Below are 14,463 nucleotides of genomic sequence, written 5' to 3' on the forward strand. Positions count from 1 at the left end.
GATCCGGTCCGTCGTCGTGTATTGATCCGGGACCACCGGACCCCTGCGTCACGCGAAACAAGCGCCCGCCGGATCATCCGGCGGGCGTTTCCTTTACATGCCTGACCGGGCGCGCGGAACGCCACCGGGTACACAGCGCCGGCATTCCCGCATGGGCGCGGGGCAGGGGCCGAAACGCACGCGTCAGGAGGCGGTCGGCGTCCTGCTGTCCTGCACCACATCCCAGCCAAGGTCTGCCGACAGTCCCTGCGCGATCCGGGCGATCCGGGGGCCGAGCTCTTCGCGGAACGTCGAGGTGAACACGCGCGTCGATCCCGTCGCACCGATGGACAGCGTGGCCCCCGGACCGCGCGGCGCAAGCGGGGCCGCGACCGAACACATGCCGCGCTCGATCTCTTCCACGCATTCGGCAAAGCCGCGCTGGCGGATGATGTCGAACTCGGCCTCCAGATCCTGAACGCTTGTCAGGGTAAACTCGGTATAGGCGCGCAACCGGCCCTCCATCTCGCCGGTCGGAAAGAGATCTGGCGAAAAGGCGGCGACGGCCTTGGAACAGGAACAGGCGTGCAACGGCCGCTTGCCCAGGCCGGGATGCAGATAGGACACGCCCGTGTCCGGGGTTTCCACATGGATGATCTCCACCGACCTGCCGCGCAGACGTGACAGGAAGAACGCGACGCCAATCTCGGTGGCGGCCTGCTTCAGGACCGGGGCGATCAGATCCAGCAGCGCGCGATCGGACTGGTCGCTATGCGTTATCCGCTTCAACCGGGTGCCGAGCGCGAAGCGCCCCCCACCGACCGGTTCCAGCAGGCCGACCCCGACAAGATCCTGCACCAGCCGGTAGGCGGTCGGTTTGGGCAGGTCCGAATGGGCGCAGATCTCGGCCACCGTTGCCGTGCCTTTCTGGCCGACAATTTCAAGAATGAGGGTGAGGCGTTCGAGATGCATACTTTTTACTTTGTGAGAATCTGATTCTCGATGTACGAGAAGTATGTCTTGGTCGCAAGGGAGGAATGTGATGATGGACGGCGCATGTTGCGGACCGGGCTACGCAAGCCCGGCAGAGGCCATCAAGGCCCCCCGCGAAAAACTGCTCTACACGATTGCCATCTACACCGGCACCGGCATTCAGAAACCGGATTACCTTGCGACGGTGGATGCGGACCCCGACAGCCCGACCTATAGCCAGGTCATTCACCGGCTGGAAATGCCAGGCATCGGGGACGAGCTGCATCACATGGGCTGGAATGCCTGTTCCTCCTGCCACGATGACAGCTCGATGGCGCGCAAATACCTGCTGGTTCCGGGTGTGCGGTCGAACAATATCCATGTCATCGACACGGCCACCGATCCCTACGCGCCGCGCCTGCACAAGGTAATCGACGGCGCCGAAATCAAGGCCAAGGCCAATCTCAGCGGTCCTCACACCGTGCATTGCCTCGGGTCCGAGATCATCATTTCGTTCCTAGGCGACGCGAAGGGTGAGGCGCCGGGCGGCTATCTGCACCTGAACAAGGATTTCGAGATCGTCGGCCGGTGGGAAGAGACCATGGGCGACATCAAGTTCGGCTATGATTTCTGGTACCAGCCCCGCCACAACGTGATGATCAGTTCCGAATGGGCCGCGCCGAATACCTTCATGCCGGGCTTCGATCTGGAAGAGGTCGGCCACCTGAAATACGGGCGCGAACTGCATATCTGGGATTTCGAGAAACGAACGCCGATCGAGAGCATGTATCTGGGCGAAGACGGGCTGATCCCGCTGGAGGTCAAGTTCCTGCACGATCCCGACAGCACCCATGGCTTCTGCGGCGCGGCGCTGTCCACCAATGTCATCCATTTCTGGAAGTCCGAGGCAGGCAAATGGGAATGGGAAAAGATCATCGACGTGGACAACGAACCGCATCCCGAATGGCCCATCCCGGTGCCAGGTGTGATGAGCGCGATCCTCGTGTCGATGGATGACAAGTATCTCTATCTCAACAACTGGCTGCATGGCGACATGCGCCAGTATGACATCACCGATCCGCATAACCCGAAACTGACCGGTCAGGTCTGGATGGGCGGGCTTCTGGGCAAGGCGCCTCAGGTCAATGGCGTCGACGTCGCGGGCGGGCCGCAGATGTTCCAGCTCTCTCTGGACGGCAGGCGCCTCTATGTGACCACCTCGTTGTTCTCCACATGGGATAATCAGTTCTACCCGGAGATCCGCGAAAAGGGCGGGGTCATGGTGATGATCGATTGTGACGTCGAAAATGGCGGAATGACGATCAACCCCGATTTCATCGTCGATTTCGGCAAGGAACCAAACGGGCCGAGCCGCTGCCACGAAACCCGCTACCCCGGTGGCGACTGTACCAGCGATATCTGGCTGTGACCGAAACCCGGACCATCACGCTCGCCAACAGGGGCGGTGCGACCTATCGGGTCGAGGCCCGCCGCCCGCTGCTCGATACCCTGCGCGAACAGGGGGTCGATCTGCCCTATGGCTGCAAATACGGCGGCTGCATCACCTGCGCGGCCAAACTGACCGAGGGGGAGGTGGATCAGCGCCGTCAGGTGGCCCTGAACAATCGACAGATCAACAATGGCTACGTCCTGCTATGCGTCGCCCGCGCCGTCACCGATTGCACGTTGGAGATCGGCGTCGACAGCCATGACAAGCTGTACCGAAACCCGTTTCTGGACCCGCTGGAGCCGCATGAGCTGAAGGCGGATATCGCCACGTCCCGGCCCTCGGCCAGCGAAGCCGCAGGACAAGAGAACAAGGACCAATGACATGCCGGCAACCGCGCTCGACGAGCTTTACGACTACGACCAGAACTTCCTTGCCGATATTCTGAAATCGGTCAGAACCATCGCCATGGTGGGCGCCAGCGCCGACAAGACCAAGTTCAGCTATGGCGTGCTGCGGGTTCTGCATGAAACGGGATATGACATGATCCCGGTCAACCCGAACCCGAACCTGACCGAGATCCGCGGCATTCCGGTGTTTCATTCGCTGGAGGAGATCGACCGCCCGGTTGACATGGTCGAGGTCTTCCGCCCCAAGGAAGAGCTCTACGCCATTACCGAACAGGCGATTGCCATCGGGGCCAAGGTGCTGTGGGGGCAGATCGGTGTTTATGACGACCGGGCGGCGGCGCTGGCCGAAGAGGCCGGCCTCAAGGTGGTGATGAACCGCTGCCCCAAGATCGAGCTATTCCGCCCGTTCTGGAAACCCCGCCTCGATCTGGCGATCTGATCCCGGACGGTGTCGGTGAGCGCGATCCGCTCAGCGATCCGAGCGGATCATGTCAGCGGCCTTTTCGGCGATCATGACCGTGGGCGAATTGGTGTTGCCCGAGGTGATCGTCGGCATGATCGAGGCATCGACGACGCGCAGCCCGTCCATCCCGTGGACCTTCAGCCGTGCATCCACGACCGCGCCGGGGTCGTGGCCCATGCGGGCGGTGCCGACGGGGTGGAAAATGGTCGTGCCGATCTGGCCTGCGGCCTCGATCAGCTCAGCCTCTGACGCGTATTCGGGGCCGGGGCGGATTTCCTGCGGCTTGAACTGTGCCAGCGGGGCCTGAGCGACAATCCGGCGGGTAAGCGTGATGGACCGCGCGGCGGTGATGCGGTCGGCTTCGGTCGACAGGTAATTGGGCCGGATCGCGGGGGCATCGGCGGGGTTGGGGGATTTCAGGCGGATATCGCCGCGCGAGCCCGGCCGCAGGTTGCAGACAGATGCGGTGAAGGCCGGGAACGGGTCCAGATCCTCGCCGAACTTAGGCAGGGACAGCGGCTGGACGTGGTATTCCAGATCGGGTGTTTCCAGCGCGGGATCCGACTTGGCAAAGGCCCCGAGTTGAGAGGGCGCCATCGACATCGGCCCCCGACGGCGCAACGCATAGTCCAGCCCGATCCTGGCCTTGCCGAAAAGGGTGGAGGCCATCTGGTTCAGCGTCTTCACGCCTTCGACCCGATAGGAAAGGCGCAATTGCAGATGGTCTTGCAGGTTGCCGCCGACGCCTTCCATGTCATGCGCCACGGCGATCCCGTGATCCTGCAGATGCTGGCCCGGGCCGATGCCGGAGAGCATCATCAGTTGCGGTGACCCGATCGCACCTGCCGACAGGATCACCTCTCGCCCCGCTTTCGCCATCGCGGGCTGTCCGTCCTTGAGGAAGCGGATGCCAGTGGCCTTACGCCCCTCCAGCATCAGCCCTTGCGCCTGCGCGCCGGTCAGCACGGTCAGGTTCTGCCGGTCGCTGGCGGGCCGCAGAAATCCGCGCGCCGTGGACCAGCGCCAGCCGCGCCGCTGGTTGACCTGGAAATAGCCCACGCCCTCGTTGTTGCCGCGGTTGAAATCGTCAGTGCGGGGGATGCCGGCAGCCTCGGCGGCATCTGCGAACCGGTCGAGAATCTCCCAGCTCAGCCGGGGCTGTTCCACCCGCCATTCGCCGCCCGCGCCATGGTGCTCGCTTGCCCCTGCGAAGTGATCCTCGGATTTCAGGAAATAGGGCAGCACATCGTCCCAACCCCACCCGGCATTGCCCATCTGCCGCCAATGGTCATAGTCGCGCGCCTGACCGCGCATGTAGATCATGCCGTTGATCGCCGAACATCCGCCCAGAATGCGCCCGCGTGGGTAGAGGATCGACCGCCCGCCAAGCCCCGGTTCCGCCTCGGTCTGGAACATCCAGTCGGTGCGCGGATTGCCGATGCAATAGAGGTAGCCCACCGGGATCTTGACCCAGATGTAAGTGTCCCGGCCCCCGGCCTCCAGCAGCAGAACGCTGACGCGCGGGTTTTCGGACAGGCGATTGGCCAGAACGCAGCCCGCCGTGCCCGCGCCCACGATCACGTAGTCGAACTGTCCGTAGTCTTTCATCTGCAAGCCCCTCGCCGTTTCTGGTAGAGTTCCCCATTTTTCCAGCGGGGTAAACGGGGGACATGGCCCCCCGGCGCTACAACACCGAAGGCAGCCAGAGAACAATTGCCGGGAACATGATCAGCACCACGACGCGCACGATCTCTGCCCCGAAGAAGGGCATGACGCCCTTGAACGTGTCGATCATCGGCGTGTCCTTGGCGAGCGCCGATATGACGAAGACGTTCATCCCCACGGGGGGCGTGATCAGCCCAAGCTCGACAACGATCAGCGCCAGTATCCCGAACCAGATCTTCAGCTCCTCCGTGCTCATCCCGAAGCCGGTGTCGGGGCCGAAGGCATAAAGCCCGCCATTGAGTTCCACCAGCACCGGCCAGAAGAACGGGATGACCAGCAGGATCATCGACAGCGAATCCATCAGGCAGCCCAGAAGCACGAGCGCGATCAGGAGCAGGATCAGCACCGTCATCGGCTCAAGGCCGGAACTGGATATCCATTCCGCCGTGGCTTGCGGCATCCGGATGCGGGACATGAAGATCTTCATCAGCTCCGCCCCCAGAAGGATCAGGTAGATCATGCCGGTGGTCTGTGCGGTTTCCTTCAGGCTGTCGATCGTGTCGGCCCAGGACAGGCTGCGCCGGGCAAGCCCGTAGACGGCCACCAGAAACACGCCCATGGCCGCACCGGGGGTGGGGTTGTAGAACCCGCCATAGATGCCGCCCAGGACGAGGGCGAAAATACCGACCACGGGCAGGACGCCAAGCGTGGCGGCGATGAACTCGGCCCTGTCAGCCGCGCCGCCCTTGGGGCCGGCCTCTGGCCGGATCAGCACATAGATCAAGATCGTGATCAGGAAGAAGAACACCGCCATGATGCCGGGTATCATCGCGGCCATGAACATGGTCACGATATTGGCCTCGACGATGATCGAATAGATGATCAGCACGACCGAGGGCGGAATGAGAATGCCAAGCACCCCGCCTGCCGCTAGCGACCCGGTGGCCAGCGACCCGGAATAGTTGAAGCGCCTGAGTTCCGGCAAGGCGATGCGGCCCATGGTCGAGGCTGTGGCCAGCGACGATCCCGACACCGCGCCAAATCCCGCGCAGCCCGCAATCGCGGCCATGGCGGTGCCGCCGGGGGCCCATCCCAGCCACGCATTCGCGCCGCGGAACAGTGCCTTGGACAGACCCACGCGGCTGGCGATGGCCCCCATCAGCACGAACATCGGCACCACCGACAGCCCGTAGTTGGAGAACTGTCCATAGGCCAGCGTCTTGAGCTGGTTCAGGACAGTGAACGGTCCGTTCATCAGGACCGTTCCGATCCCTCCGACAAGGATCATCGCATAGGCGATCGGCATACGCATTGCGATCAGCAGGATCAGAACGACCAGGCTGACCAGCCCGAGGGTGATGGGATCAAGCATAGGATGTCAGTTCCCGCCCCGGGTCGTCTTGCCGAGGTTTTCGATGAGCGTGATGAACGAGGCCAATGCCAGCAGAGCCAGTGACAGAAGACAGGGCAGGTAGGCCCACCAGATTGGCACCTGCAAAATGGCGGTGGTGTAATTGTACTGGCGCTGGCTCAGCATGCCGCCATACATCGCGTAGAGCAGCAGAATTCCGAAGATCAGGGCCACGACCGACGCAACCAGCGCGAAGATGGCGATCCAGAGGGGCGAGGCGCGCGAGGTGAAGATATCGGCGCTGACATTGGCGCCCGAGATCTGGCAATAGGGCAGGAAGGCGAAGGCCGCGATGGCGATGCCCATCTGCGTCAGCTCGAAATCGCCCTGAAAGGTGATGGCCGCCTCGGGAAACAGCGTTTCCCAGAAGGCCAGCGCGCTGACCACGGACCAGACATTCATCAGGACAACGGCCAGCACCATCACACCGCCCAGGATGGCCCAGGTGGTGATCACGGTTTCCGCCGCACCGGTCCAGCCGGTGCGACGGGTATCCTGGGCGACCGCCTCCATCACATGTCGGAAGCGTTGGCGGCAATGGCGGCGCGGGCGTGCTCGACCAGTGCGGTGCCGTCGATGCCCATGCCGGACACCTCTTCGATCCAGCGATCGACAACCGGTTCCAGAGCGGCCTGGAAGGCGGCGGTTTCATCTTCGGTCAGGGTGACATGGGTATTGCCCGCGTTCACCGCCATGTTGATGCCGAAATCATCCGAGGCACGCCAGATTTCGCCCACATGGCCCCACCATTCGCGGTTAGACGCCTCGCGGAACGCGGCCTGTATATCCTCGGGCAGGCTGTTCCAGCGGTCGGCATTCATCGACACCTGGAAGGTCGTGGTGCCAAAGCGGGCCATGTCGGCGCCTTCGATCTGGTATTCGGTCTGTTCCTGAATGCGCAGCGGCGGGATGATTTCCCATGGGATGAAGGCCCCGTCCACAACACCGGTCTGCAGCGCCTGCGGCAGTTCCGGCACCGGCATCGCGACAGGCGTCGCGCCAAGCGCTTCGATGATCCACGCCCCGGTACGGGTCGGGATGCGCATCCGAAGGCCGTCAAGATCAGAGGGGCTGCGCACCTCGCGGTCGACCATGTGGATGCCCTGACCGGCATGGACATGCAGGAACATCACCTCGACACCCTGGTATTCCTGACGCAGGTCGCTTTCGAACATGTCGTACATGGCGAGATTGGTGGCCACGGGATCGTTCACGTAGACGAATGGCAGTTCGAACACCTCGGTGCGTGGGAACAGACCGGGTGTATAGCCGTTCACCGTCCAGATCAGATCGACGACGCCGTCACGGGCCTGGCTGATCAGTTCGGGCGGGCGACCGCCGAGGGTCATGGCCGGGAAGATCTCGATATCGACCTGCCCGCCGGACAGCTCCTCGACGCGGGCGGCCCAGGGTTCCAGCATCTGGGTGTGGGCCGGGGCCTGCGCGCTGAGCAGGTGATGCAGTCGGAACGTGTGGTCCTGGGCGCTGACGCTGCTGGCCAGCCCCATGACAGCGGCGAAGGCGCCGATGGCGATGGTGGTTCTCATGTCTTTCCTCCCTTTGGTGGCTGGCTTTCGGAACTTGACCGGACCAGCTTTTCCACGGTTCAGTCAACCGCGAATTCTTGACGTTGTCACGCATCTGGTGCCCTACCGGACGCTAGATCTGCGTGTCGGGCAGGTGCAGAACCAGCCCGTCGAGTTCTTCCGTCATCGTGATCTGGCAGGACAGGCGGCTGGCAGCGGTCACCGTGCTTGCTGCAAATTCCAGCATATCCGCCTCGGTGTCTTCTGCCGGGCCGACCCGGTCTGCCCATTCATCCGCCACATGCACGTGGCATGTCGCGCAGGCCATGGCGCCGCCGCATTCGGCGGTGATCCCGTCGATGCCATGGGCCAGGGCGGTCTGCATGGCACTGTCACCGATCCGGGCGTCAACCGTCCGGGATGTTCCTTGCGATGCAATGAAGGTGAGCCTTGGCATTAATTCGGCAATCCTTGCACAGTTCAGTTCAGCCGGACCGGCAGGTTCAGCGGCCCGCGAAAGCCGAAACCTTTCCAGACCACGGTTTCGGGCTGCACCAGTTCCATGTTCGGGAAGCGGTCGAAGATCATTGGAAGCATGATCTTTCCCAGCATCATTCGCGCCAGATGGGTGCCCATGCAGTGATGCGGGCCAGAGCCGAAACTCTGATGCGGGTTGCGGGCCCGGAAGGCGTTGAAAAGATGTCCGTCCTCGAACAGGTCCTCGTCATGGTTGGAGGACGCCTGACAGGTCATCACCACTGTCCCCTTGGGGATGTCGATGCCCCGGATCTGGGTGTCACGGGTGGCGCGGCGGGAACTGACCTGAATGGGTGCGACCCACCGGATTGCTTCCTCGAACGCAGAGCCCCACTGACCCGTCCTCTTGATCTCGTCCAACTGGTCGGGGTTGGTCAGCAGGCCGTAAAGAACCGTTAGCAGCGCGTCGCGCGGTTCATTGATGCCGCCGCCAATGGCGATCTTGATATTGGCGACGATCTGGCTCCACGCGATGGGGTCATCGGCATTCACCATCACGGATAGCGCGGTTTGATCGGGATTGGCGCGGTAATACTCCGCCTTCCGCTCCATCAGGGCATCCATCGCCAGATGAGCGCGGTCCACCCGTTCGAACGGTTCATCGAACCAGCCGAAATTTCCCGCCCCGTCAATCAGCGCCTGCGACCAGAACTGCATATTGTCGTCGCTGGCCTCGGACAGGCCCAGAATATCCGCAAGGATTCGGGCGGCCAGCGGGCCTGCCAGAGTCGGGAAGAGATCGACTACCTCGCCCTTTGGCAGCCGGTCCAGATACTCGCCCGCCAGATTTTCATAGGCCGGTCCCCAGAGCGTCTTCAGATTGCGCGGCGAGAAGGTGGGCATCATGGCGTTGCGTTCGCGCAGATGCTCTTCGCCGTCCTTGCGCATCAGCGTGTGGGCATGGAAGGCGCGTTTCATCGGGGTATCGGGGTCGTCGGACGACCATGTTTCGGGATCGTCTTTCACCGCGCGGGTGTCGGCTGCCTTGGTCAGCATCACCCGGTTGACAGCCCTGACCGACACGACCGGGCTGTTCGCGCGCATCTGCCGGTAGAACGGATAGGGGTTGTCGATCAATTCCGTGATCGTCACCGCGTCATTGACGGGTGCCAGTGGCATGACGAGATCCTCCCTTCGCGTCCTGTGCGTCCCGGCTTATCTTGCCTTGGCGGATCGAACAACTTAATGGAATTGATCGACTGGATCGAATTTATTGATGGACTGGCAAATGAAAGCACTGAACATTGACTTCGCCGATCTGCGTACCCTTCGGCTGGTGCATGAACACCGGTCCTTCTCGGTTGCCGCGCAGGTTCTTGGCGTGAACCAGTCGGCGGTCAGTTACACGATCGAGAAACTGCGCCGTATCTTTGACGATCAGCTGTTCTTCCGTCAGGGCACCCAGGTAGAGGCTACCGAACGCTGCTCGGCCATCGCGGTCTCGGCGGAATCGCTGCTTGCGGAGATAGAGCGGCTGGCGACGCCCGAGGCGTTCGATCCCTCCGAAGCCGAGCATACCTTTACCATTGCCTGCAATTTCTACGAACGGCAGTTGATCCTGCCGCTTGTCATGCGGCGGTTGCGGGACGAGGCGCCGAATATTCGGGTGGAAGCCATCAACTCGATCTCGCAGGGCCACCTGCAACTCAAACGGGGAGAGGCAGAGGTGTTGATCGGCCCGCTGATGACGGAACAAGCGGGCTTCTACTGCCGCAACCTTCTGGCCGAACGCTATGTCTGTATCATGGACCCGGCAAACCCGCTGGCCAATGCGCCCCTGACACTGGAAGCGTACCTCGCCGCGCGTCATGCGGTTGTGCTCTATGGCGGTGGCTGGCGGTCGGGCTACCTGCGTTACCTCGACCGGCTGGGACATGTTCTGAACCAGGTTCTGACTGTGCCAAGCCCTGCGGGGTTGAATCGCATCATCGCGGGCACAGACCTGATCTCGACGGTGCCCCGGCGCATCGGGGAAACCTTGGGGGGATCGGTTCAAATGGCCGATTGCCCCTGTCCCGCGCCATTCAACATCTCCCTGGTCTGGACCGAGCGCACGCATCGGTCGCCCATCCACTCCTGGTTGCGCGAGCTGATCGCGCGAGAGGTGAAGCAGGCGCTAGGGGATGCCGCCAGAGACGGGCCTGGCATTGAGGCAGACTGACGAGATGTCATTTATTTCGGACCGCCGGGCCGGGCGGGCCTTTTGGTTTCCCTTTCGGCGCAATGCCCTGCCGGGCAGTGGATGCACCGCATCCCGCTTGAACCCGTCGCTGTAGTTGCTTGTCCCCATGTCGGCCTCCTCGCCTCAAAGTTAGGGGGCAAAGCGTCTACAAATCTAGGGGCACCTCATACCTCGATCTTGACGATCTGGCCTGTGTCACTTCACGCCCGGAAGACGTGGTCGGGTTGCACTTTTTCAGCCCAGCCGATGTGATGAAGCTTCTGGAGGTGGCCGACACGGCAAAAGGCTCGGACCGAACGCTTGCAACCGCACTCGACTTTGCCAAGCAGCTTGGCAAGCAAGCGGTCGTGGCGGGTGCGTCTGAGGGCTTCATCGGCAATCGCATCTATGCAGCCTACCGTCGCAGCGCCGAATTTCTCATTGAAGACGGCGCTACACCGCAAGATGTAGACGCGGCCGCAACCGGCTTCGGCTTTGCGCTTGGGCCCTTCGCAGTTGGAGATATGTCAGGCCTTGATATTGCTTGGCAGATGCGCAAACGACAGGCCGCGACGCGCGACCCAGATACGCGATATGTCGATATCCCCGACCGCCTGTGTGAGGCTGGCAGGTTGGGGCGCAAGGCGGGCGCGGGATGGTACGACTACGTGGAAGGACGCGCCGTACCGTCTGATGTGGTTGGGATGCTCATCGCACAAGCCCGGAAAGACAAGGGAATATCGGCTCGTCCGGTTTCAGAGAATGAGATCACCGACCGGCTGCTGGGCGCCATCCTTGGCGAGGCCGCCAAGGTGCTGGCCGAGGGGATTGCCCGACAGTCAGGCGACATCGACGTGACGCTGGTGCATGGCTACGGCTTTCCCAAATGGACAGGTGGGCCTCTTTGGTGGGCCTCTCAGCAGACACCTGAGCGCCTCGCCGCGATGATCGCGGCGGTAGCTAAAGCGGAAGGCATAGAGGCCGATGTCGGGCGTTTGGAGGCCGCGCTTGCGCCCTTGCGTGCGGAGCAGAACGAGATTGAGAGATTAAAGGCAGGATATGACTGAGGCGTTCATTTGCGACTATGTCCGTACTCCGATTGGGCGCTATGGCGGCGCTTTGGCCGATGTTCGGCCAGACGATCTGGCAGCTGTGCCGATAAGGGCGCTCATGGCGCGCAACAAGGGTGTAGATTGGGGCGCGGTGGATGACGTGACCCTAGGCTGCGCCAATCAGGCCGGGGAAGACAACCGCAATGTTGCTCGCATGGCCTTGCTTTTAGCAGGCATGCCCGAGAGTGTTCCCGGGACCACGATGAATCGCCTTTGTGGTTCGGGAATGGATGCTATATTGACCGCTGCCCGCGCGATCAAGGCCGGAGAGGCGGAGCTCATGATCGCGGGCGGTGTCGAAAGTATGTCGCGCGCGCCCTTCGTGTTGCCCAAGGCGTATCATGCCTTTTCTCGCAGTGCTGAAATTGCCGACACTACAATCGGTTGGCGCTTCGTTAATCGCGTGATTGAGTCGCAGTACGGCATCGACTCGATGCCAGAAACCGCCGAGAACGTCGCCGAAGACTATGCAATCAGTCGCGCCGATCAGGATGCTCTTGCCCTCTCATCGCAACGGAAGGCAGGCGCCGCCCAGCAAAGTGGGAGGTTTGCAGCCGAAATTGTACCCGTGACCGTTGCCGGGCGAAAAGGCTGCGACCGCCTTGTCGAACATGACGAACACTTGCGCCCCAATACCACTGCGGAGACTCTTGCCACGCTGAAAGCGCCTTTTCGGAGGGGTGGTTCGGTGACGGCGGGCAACGCATCGGGCGTCAATGACGGGGCGGCAGCGCTGATCCTGGCCTCCAAAGCCGCAGCACAGCGATATGGGTTGTCCCCCATGGCTCGCATAAGAGGTGGCGCGGTCGCTGGTGTCGCGCCCCGGATCATGGGGATTGGCCCGGTGCCCGCGTCACAAAAGCTGCTGACATGGCTGGGTTGGTCTGTCGCAGATCTTGATTTGATCGAGTTGAACGAGGCCTTCGCCAGTCAAGCTCTCGCCAGCTTGCGTGCCTTAGGCATCGCCGATGACGATCCGCGAGTAAACCGCAATGGCGGTGCGATAGCACTTGGCCATCCGCTTGGCATGTCAGGAGCACGCATCTTGGGGACAGCTGCGCTTGAGTTGAAGGCCGCAGGCCGCAGGCGTGGTTTGGCCGCGATGTGCGTCGGTGTCGGGCAAGGGATCGCAGCTGCCATAGAAGCCGTCTGAGCCGGTGGCAGTTGTCAAAGCACAACCCCAGCCAAGTAGTAGCAATCATACCGGACCACCTGACGGGGCAATGCCAACAGGTCGGGGATTTCTTCGGCGCAAGAGTCCGCGCCTGTGCCGCTTACAGCCCGTCGCCCATCCCGTCGATCACCGCTACAGGTTTGGACTGAGTTTTCTCTCCACATTACCCGCCGCGTACTTGACGCCGAAAGACCCTTCCAATAAGCCGTATCACGCTGAGCGGGCGTTGTGTAATGGTAAGACCTCAGCCTTCCAAGCTGATGATACGGGTTCGATTCCCGTCGCCCGCTCCAGTTTCCTGATCTGTTGGATAAAAAGATGTTCCGCCCCACGGGGAATGGGACGGAACCTGTTCTGTTTGCAAGGAAACCCGCGGTTGCCTTTGTACTACTCTGCTGACAGGCATCCCTCGACCGAAGCCGCGATGCTGTGGATCAGGGCCGGGTAGAAACCCGCGCCGAGGGGAAGGTCCGACCCGAGAGGATCAATGATGGCGGTTGTCAGCGCTGTACCAGCCGCAACGGTTGCAACGAGGCCGGGGTTGAACTGCGGCTCGGAAAAGACACAGACCACGTCCTGTTCGGCAACCGCATCCCGGATTTCGGCGATGCGGGCGGCCGAGGGGTTGCTGGCATCGCTCATGGAAATCGCCCCGGCGCTGGACAGGTCGAACCGCTGCTCGAAATACTGGAATGCATCGTGGAACACCACAAAGCTGCGGGTCGAGACAGGGGCGAGCCGGGTGGCGATTTCGGTATTCAGAGCGGTGATGTCCGCCTGTGCCGCCGCTGCATTGGTCCGGTAGGTATCGGCGTTGTCCGGGTCCAGGCCGGACAGGGTTTCGGCGATTGCCGCCAGCCAGACCACCGCGTTTTCCGGGTCGAGCCAGGCATGTGGATCGGCACCGTCATGGGCGTGCCCCTCATGCCCATGTTCATGGTCGCCATGGCCGTGTTCGTCATGATCATCAAGGGCTTGCGCGTCCCGATCATGCTCGTCATGCTCGTCATGCTCGTCATGCTCGTCATGCTCGTCATGCTCGTCATGCTCGTCATGCTCGTCATGCTCGTCATGCTCGTCATGCGCGTCATGCTCGTCATGCGCGAATACCGCGTCTTCCCGGAACTGATGCACCACGGTGCCCTCGGCATCCAGCAGTTCGACCACCACGGCCTGGCGGGCGAGGCTGTCCAGCGGGTCGTCCAGCCATGGGGTCAGGTCATGGCCGATCCAGAACACCGCATCGGCATCCTGCAAGGCCGCCGCCTGCGACGGGCGCAACGCGTAGCCATGTGGCGAGGCACCGGGTTCGACCAGCAGCGTAGGCGTGCCGAGATCGCCCATCACCATGGACACCAGCCCGTGAACTGGGGTGATATCCGTGGCCACGGAGGGAATCTCCGCCAGCGCGGCACTGGATAAAAGAAGCGACGGGACAAGGGCGAGGGATCGCATGGGGACTCCATTGTTATCTTATAACATTACGTGGCTTGATAAACGTAATAACATCACCTATCAACCCCCCAATCGCCGCAGACGGACCCAGCCATGGACACGATCGGATTCGACAGTCACGACCATTCCGCCTGCCGCACCGGCGGGCCGG

General features: G+C 62.2%; 14 protein-coding genes and 1 tRNA gene. 7 read left to right on the forward strand and 8 right to left on the reverse strand.

What is annotated here, in order from left to right:
• Window positions 1–183: 183 nt before the first annotated feature.
• Window positions 184–951 (reverse strand): IclR family transcriptional regulator, encoded by a 768-nt coding sequence (locus BKY26_RS19440; protein WP_071692030.1) that lies wholly within the window; start codon window positions 949–951, stop codon window positions 184–186.
• A gap of 70 nt (window positions 952–1,021) precedes the next feature.
• Here BKY26_RS19440 and BKY26_RS19445 point away from each other — a divergent pair, with 70 nt between their 5' ends.
• From BKY26_RS19445 to BKY26_RS19455, 3 genes are read left to right on the forward strand one after another with little or no spacing between them, the layout of a single operon-like run.
• Window positions 1,022–2,380: a selenium-binding family protein gene (locus tag BKY26_RS19445; RefSeq protein ID WP_071692031.1), complete on the forward strand. Its 1,359-nt coding sequence runs from the start codon at window positions 1,022–1,024 to the stop codon at window positions 2,378–2,380.
• Entirely contained in the window at window positions 2,377–2,781 is a 405-nt protein-coding gene (locus BKY26_RS19450) for a 2Fe-2S iron-sulfur cluster-binding protein (RefSeq protein ID WP_071692032.1), read from the forward strand. The genes BKY26_RS19445 and BKY26_RS19450 overlap by 4 nt, the downstream gene beginning before the upstream one ends.
• A 1-nt stretch (window position 2,782) precedes the next feature.
• The gene (locus BKY26_RS19455) at window positions 2,783–3,247 is read left to right on the forward strand and encodes a CoA-binding protein (RefSeq protein ID WP_071692033.1); all 465 of its coding nucleotides are present in this window, start codon (window positions 2,783–2,785) and stop codon (window positions 3,245–3,247) included.
• 30 nt (window positions 3,248–3,277) lie between these two features.
• Here BKY26_RS19455 and BKY26_RS19460 read toward each other — a convergent pair whose 3' ends face one another.
• The 6 genes from BKY26_RS19460 to BKY26_RS19485 form a co-directional block, all read right to left on the reverse strand.
• Window positions 3,278–4,879, reverse strand: coding sequence for a GMC family oxidoreductase (locus BKY26_RS19460; protein WP_071692034.1), 1,602 nt, complete (start codon window positions 4,877–4,879; stop codon window positions 3,278–3,280).
• A 76-nt stretch (window positions 4,880–4,955) separates the two neighbouring features.
• Window positions 4,956–6,308 carry a TRAP transporter large permease gene (locus tag BKY26_RS19465; protein ID WP_071692035.1) on the reverse strand — a complete coding sequence of 451 codons (1,353 nt, stop codon included), beginning with the start codon at window positions 6,306–6,308 and terminating at the stop codon, window positions 4,956–4,958.
• 6 nt (window positions 6,309–6,314) lie between these two features.
• On the reverse strand, window positions 6,315–6,860 hold the full coding sequence (locus BKY26_RS19470; RefSeq protein ID WP_071692036.1) for a TRAP transporter small permease: 546 nt from the start codon (window positions 6,858–6,860) through the stop codon (window positions 6,315–6,317).
• The gene (locus BKY26_RS19475; protein WP_071692037.1) at window positions 6,860–7,894 is read right to left on the reverse strand and encodes a TRAP transporter substrate-binding protein; all 1,035 of its coding nucleotides are present in this window, start codon (window positions 7,892–7,894) and stop codon (window positions 6,860–6,862) included. Before BKY26_RS19475 ends, BKY26_RS19470 begins: the two co-directional genes overlap by 1 nt.
• A 112-nt stretch (window positions 7,895–8,006) precedes the next feature.
• Window positions 8,007–8,330: a 2Fe-2S iron-sulfur cluster-binding protein gene (locus BKY26_RS19480; protein WP_071692038.1), complete on the reverse strand. Its 324-nt coding sequence runs from the start codon at window positions 8,328–8,330 to the stop codon at window positions 8,007–8,009.
• 23 nt (window positions 8,331–8,353) lie between these two features.
• Window positions 8,354–9,529 carry a cytochrome P450 gene (locus BKY26_RS19485; protein ID WP_071692039.1) on the reverse strand — a complete coding sequence of 392 codons (1,176 nt, stop codon included), beginning with the start codon at window positions 9,527–9,529 and terminating at the stop codon, window positions 8,354–8,356.
• Between the two features lie 109 nt (window positions 9,530–9,638).
• Between BKY26_RS19485 and BKY26_RS19490 the strand changes: the two genes are divergently transcribed.
• The 4 genes from BKY26_RS19490 to BKY26_RS19505 all read left to right on the forward strand — a co-directional run bounded on the left by BKY26_RS19490 (window position 9,639) and on the right by BKY26_RS19505 (window position 13,150).
• On the forward strand, window positions 9,639–10,571 hold the full coding sequence (locus tag BKY26_RS19490) for a LysR family transcriptional regulator (protein WP_158514373.1): 933 nt from the start codon (window positions 9,639–9,641) through the stop codon (window positions 10,569–10,571).
• A gap of 119 nt (window positions 10,572–10,690) precedes the next feature.
• Window positions 10,691–11,638 carry a 3-hydroxyacyl-CoA dehydrogenase gene (locus tag BKY26_RS19495; protein ID WP_071692041.1) on the forward strand — a complete coding sequence of 316 codons (948 nt, stop codon included), beginning with the start codon at window positions 10,691–10,693 and terminating at the stop codon, window positions 11,636–11,638.
• Window positions 11,631–12,836: a 3-oxoadipyl-CoA thiolase gene (pcaF, locus tag BKY26_RS19500; protein ID WP_071692042.1), complete on the forward strand. Its 1,206-nt coding sequence runs from the start codon at window positions 11,631–11,633 to the stop codon at window positions 12,834–12,836. Before BKY26_RS19495 ends, pcaF begins: the two co-directional genes overlap by 8 nt.
• 240 nt (window positions 12,837–13,076) lie before the next feature.
• Window positions 13,077–13,150 (forward strand) — tRNA-Gly (locus tag BKY26_RS19505).
• Window positions 13,151–13,244: 94 nt separating this feature from the next.
• Here the strand turns inward: BKY26_RS19505 and BKY26_RS19510 are convergent.
• Window positions 13,245–14,312 (reverse strand): zinc ABC transporter substrate-binding protein, encoded by a 1,068-nt coding sequence (locus tag BKY26_RS19510; RefSeq protein ID WP_071692043.1) that lies wholly within the window; start codon window positions 14,310–14,312, stop codon window positions 13,245–13,247.
• Window positions 14,313–14,463: the final 151 nt, after the last annotated feature.

It is taken from the genome of Nioella sediminis, assembly GCF_001879695.1.
GTDB classification, from domain to species: Bacteria; Pseudomonadota; Alphaproteobacteria; order Rhodobacterales; family Rhodobacteraceae; genus Nioella; species Nioella sediminis.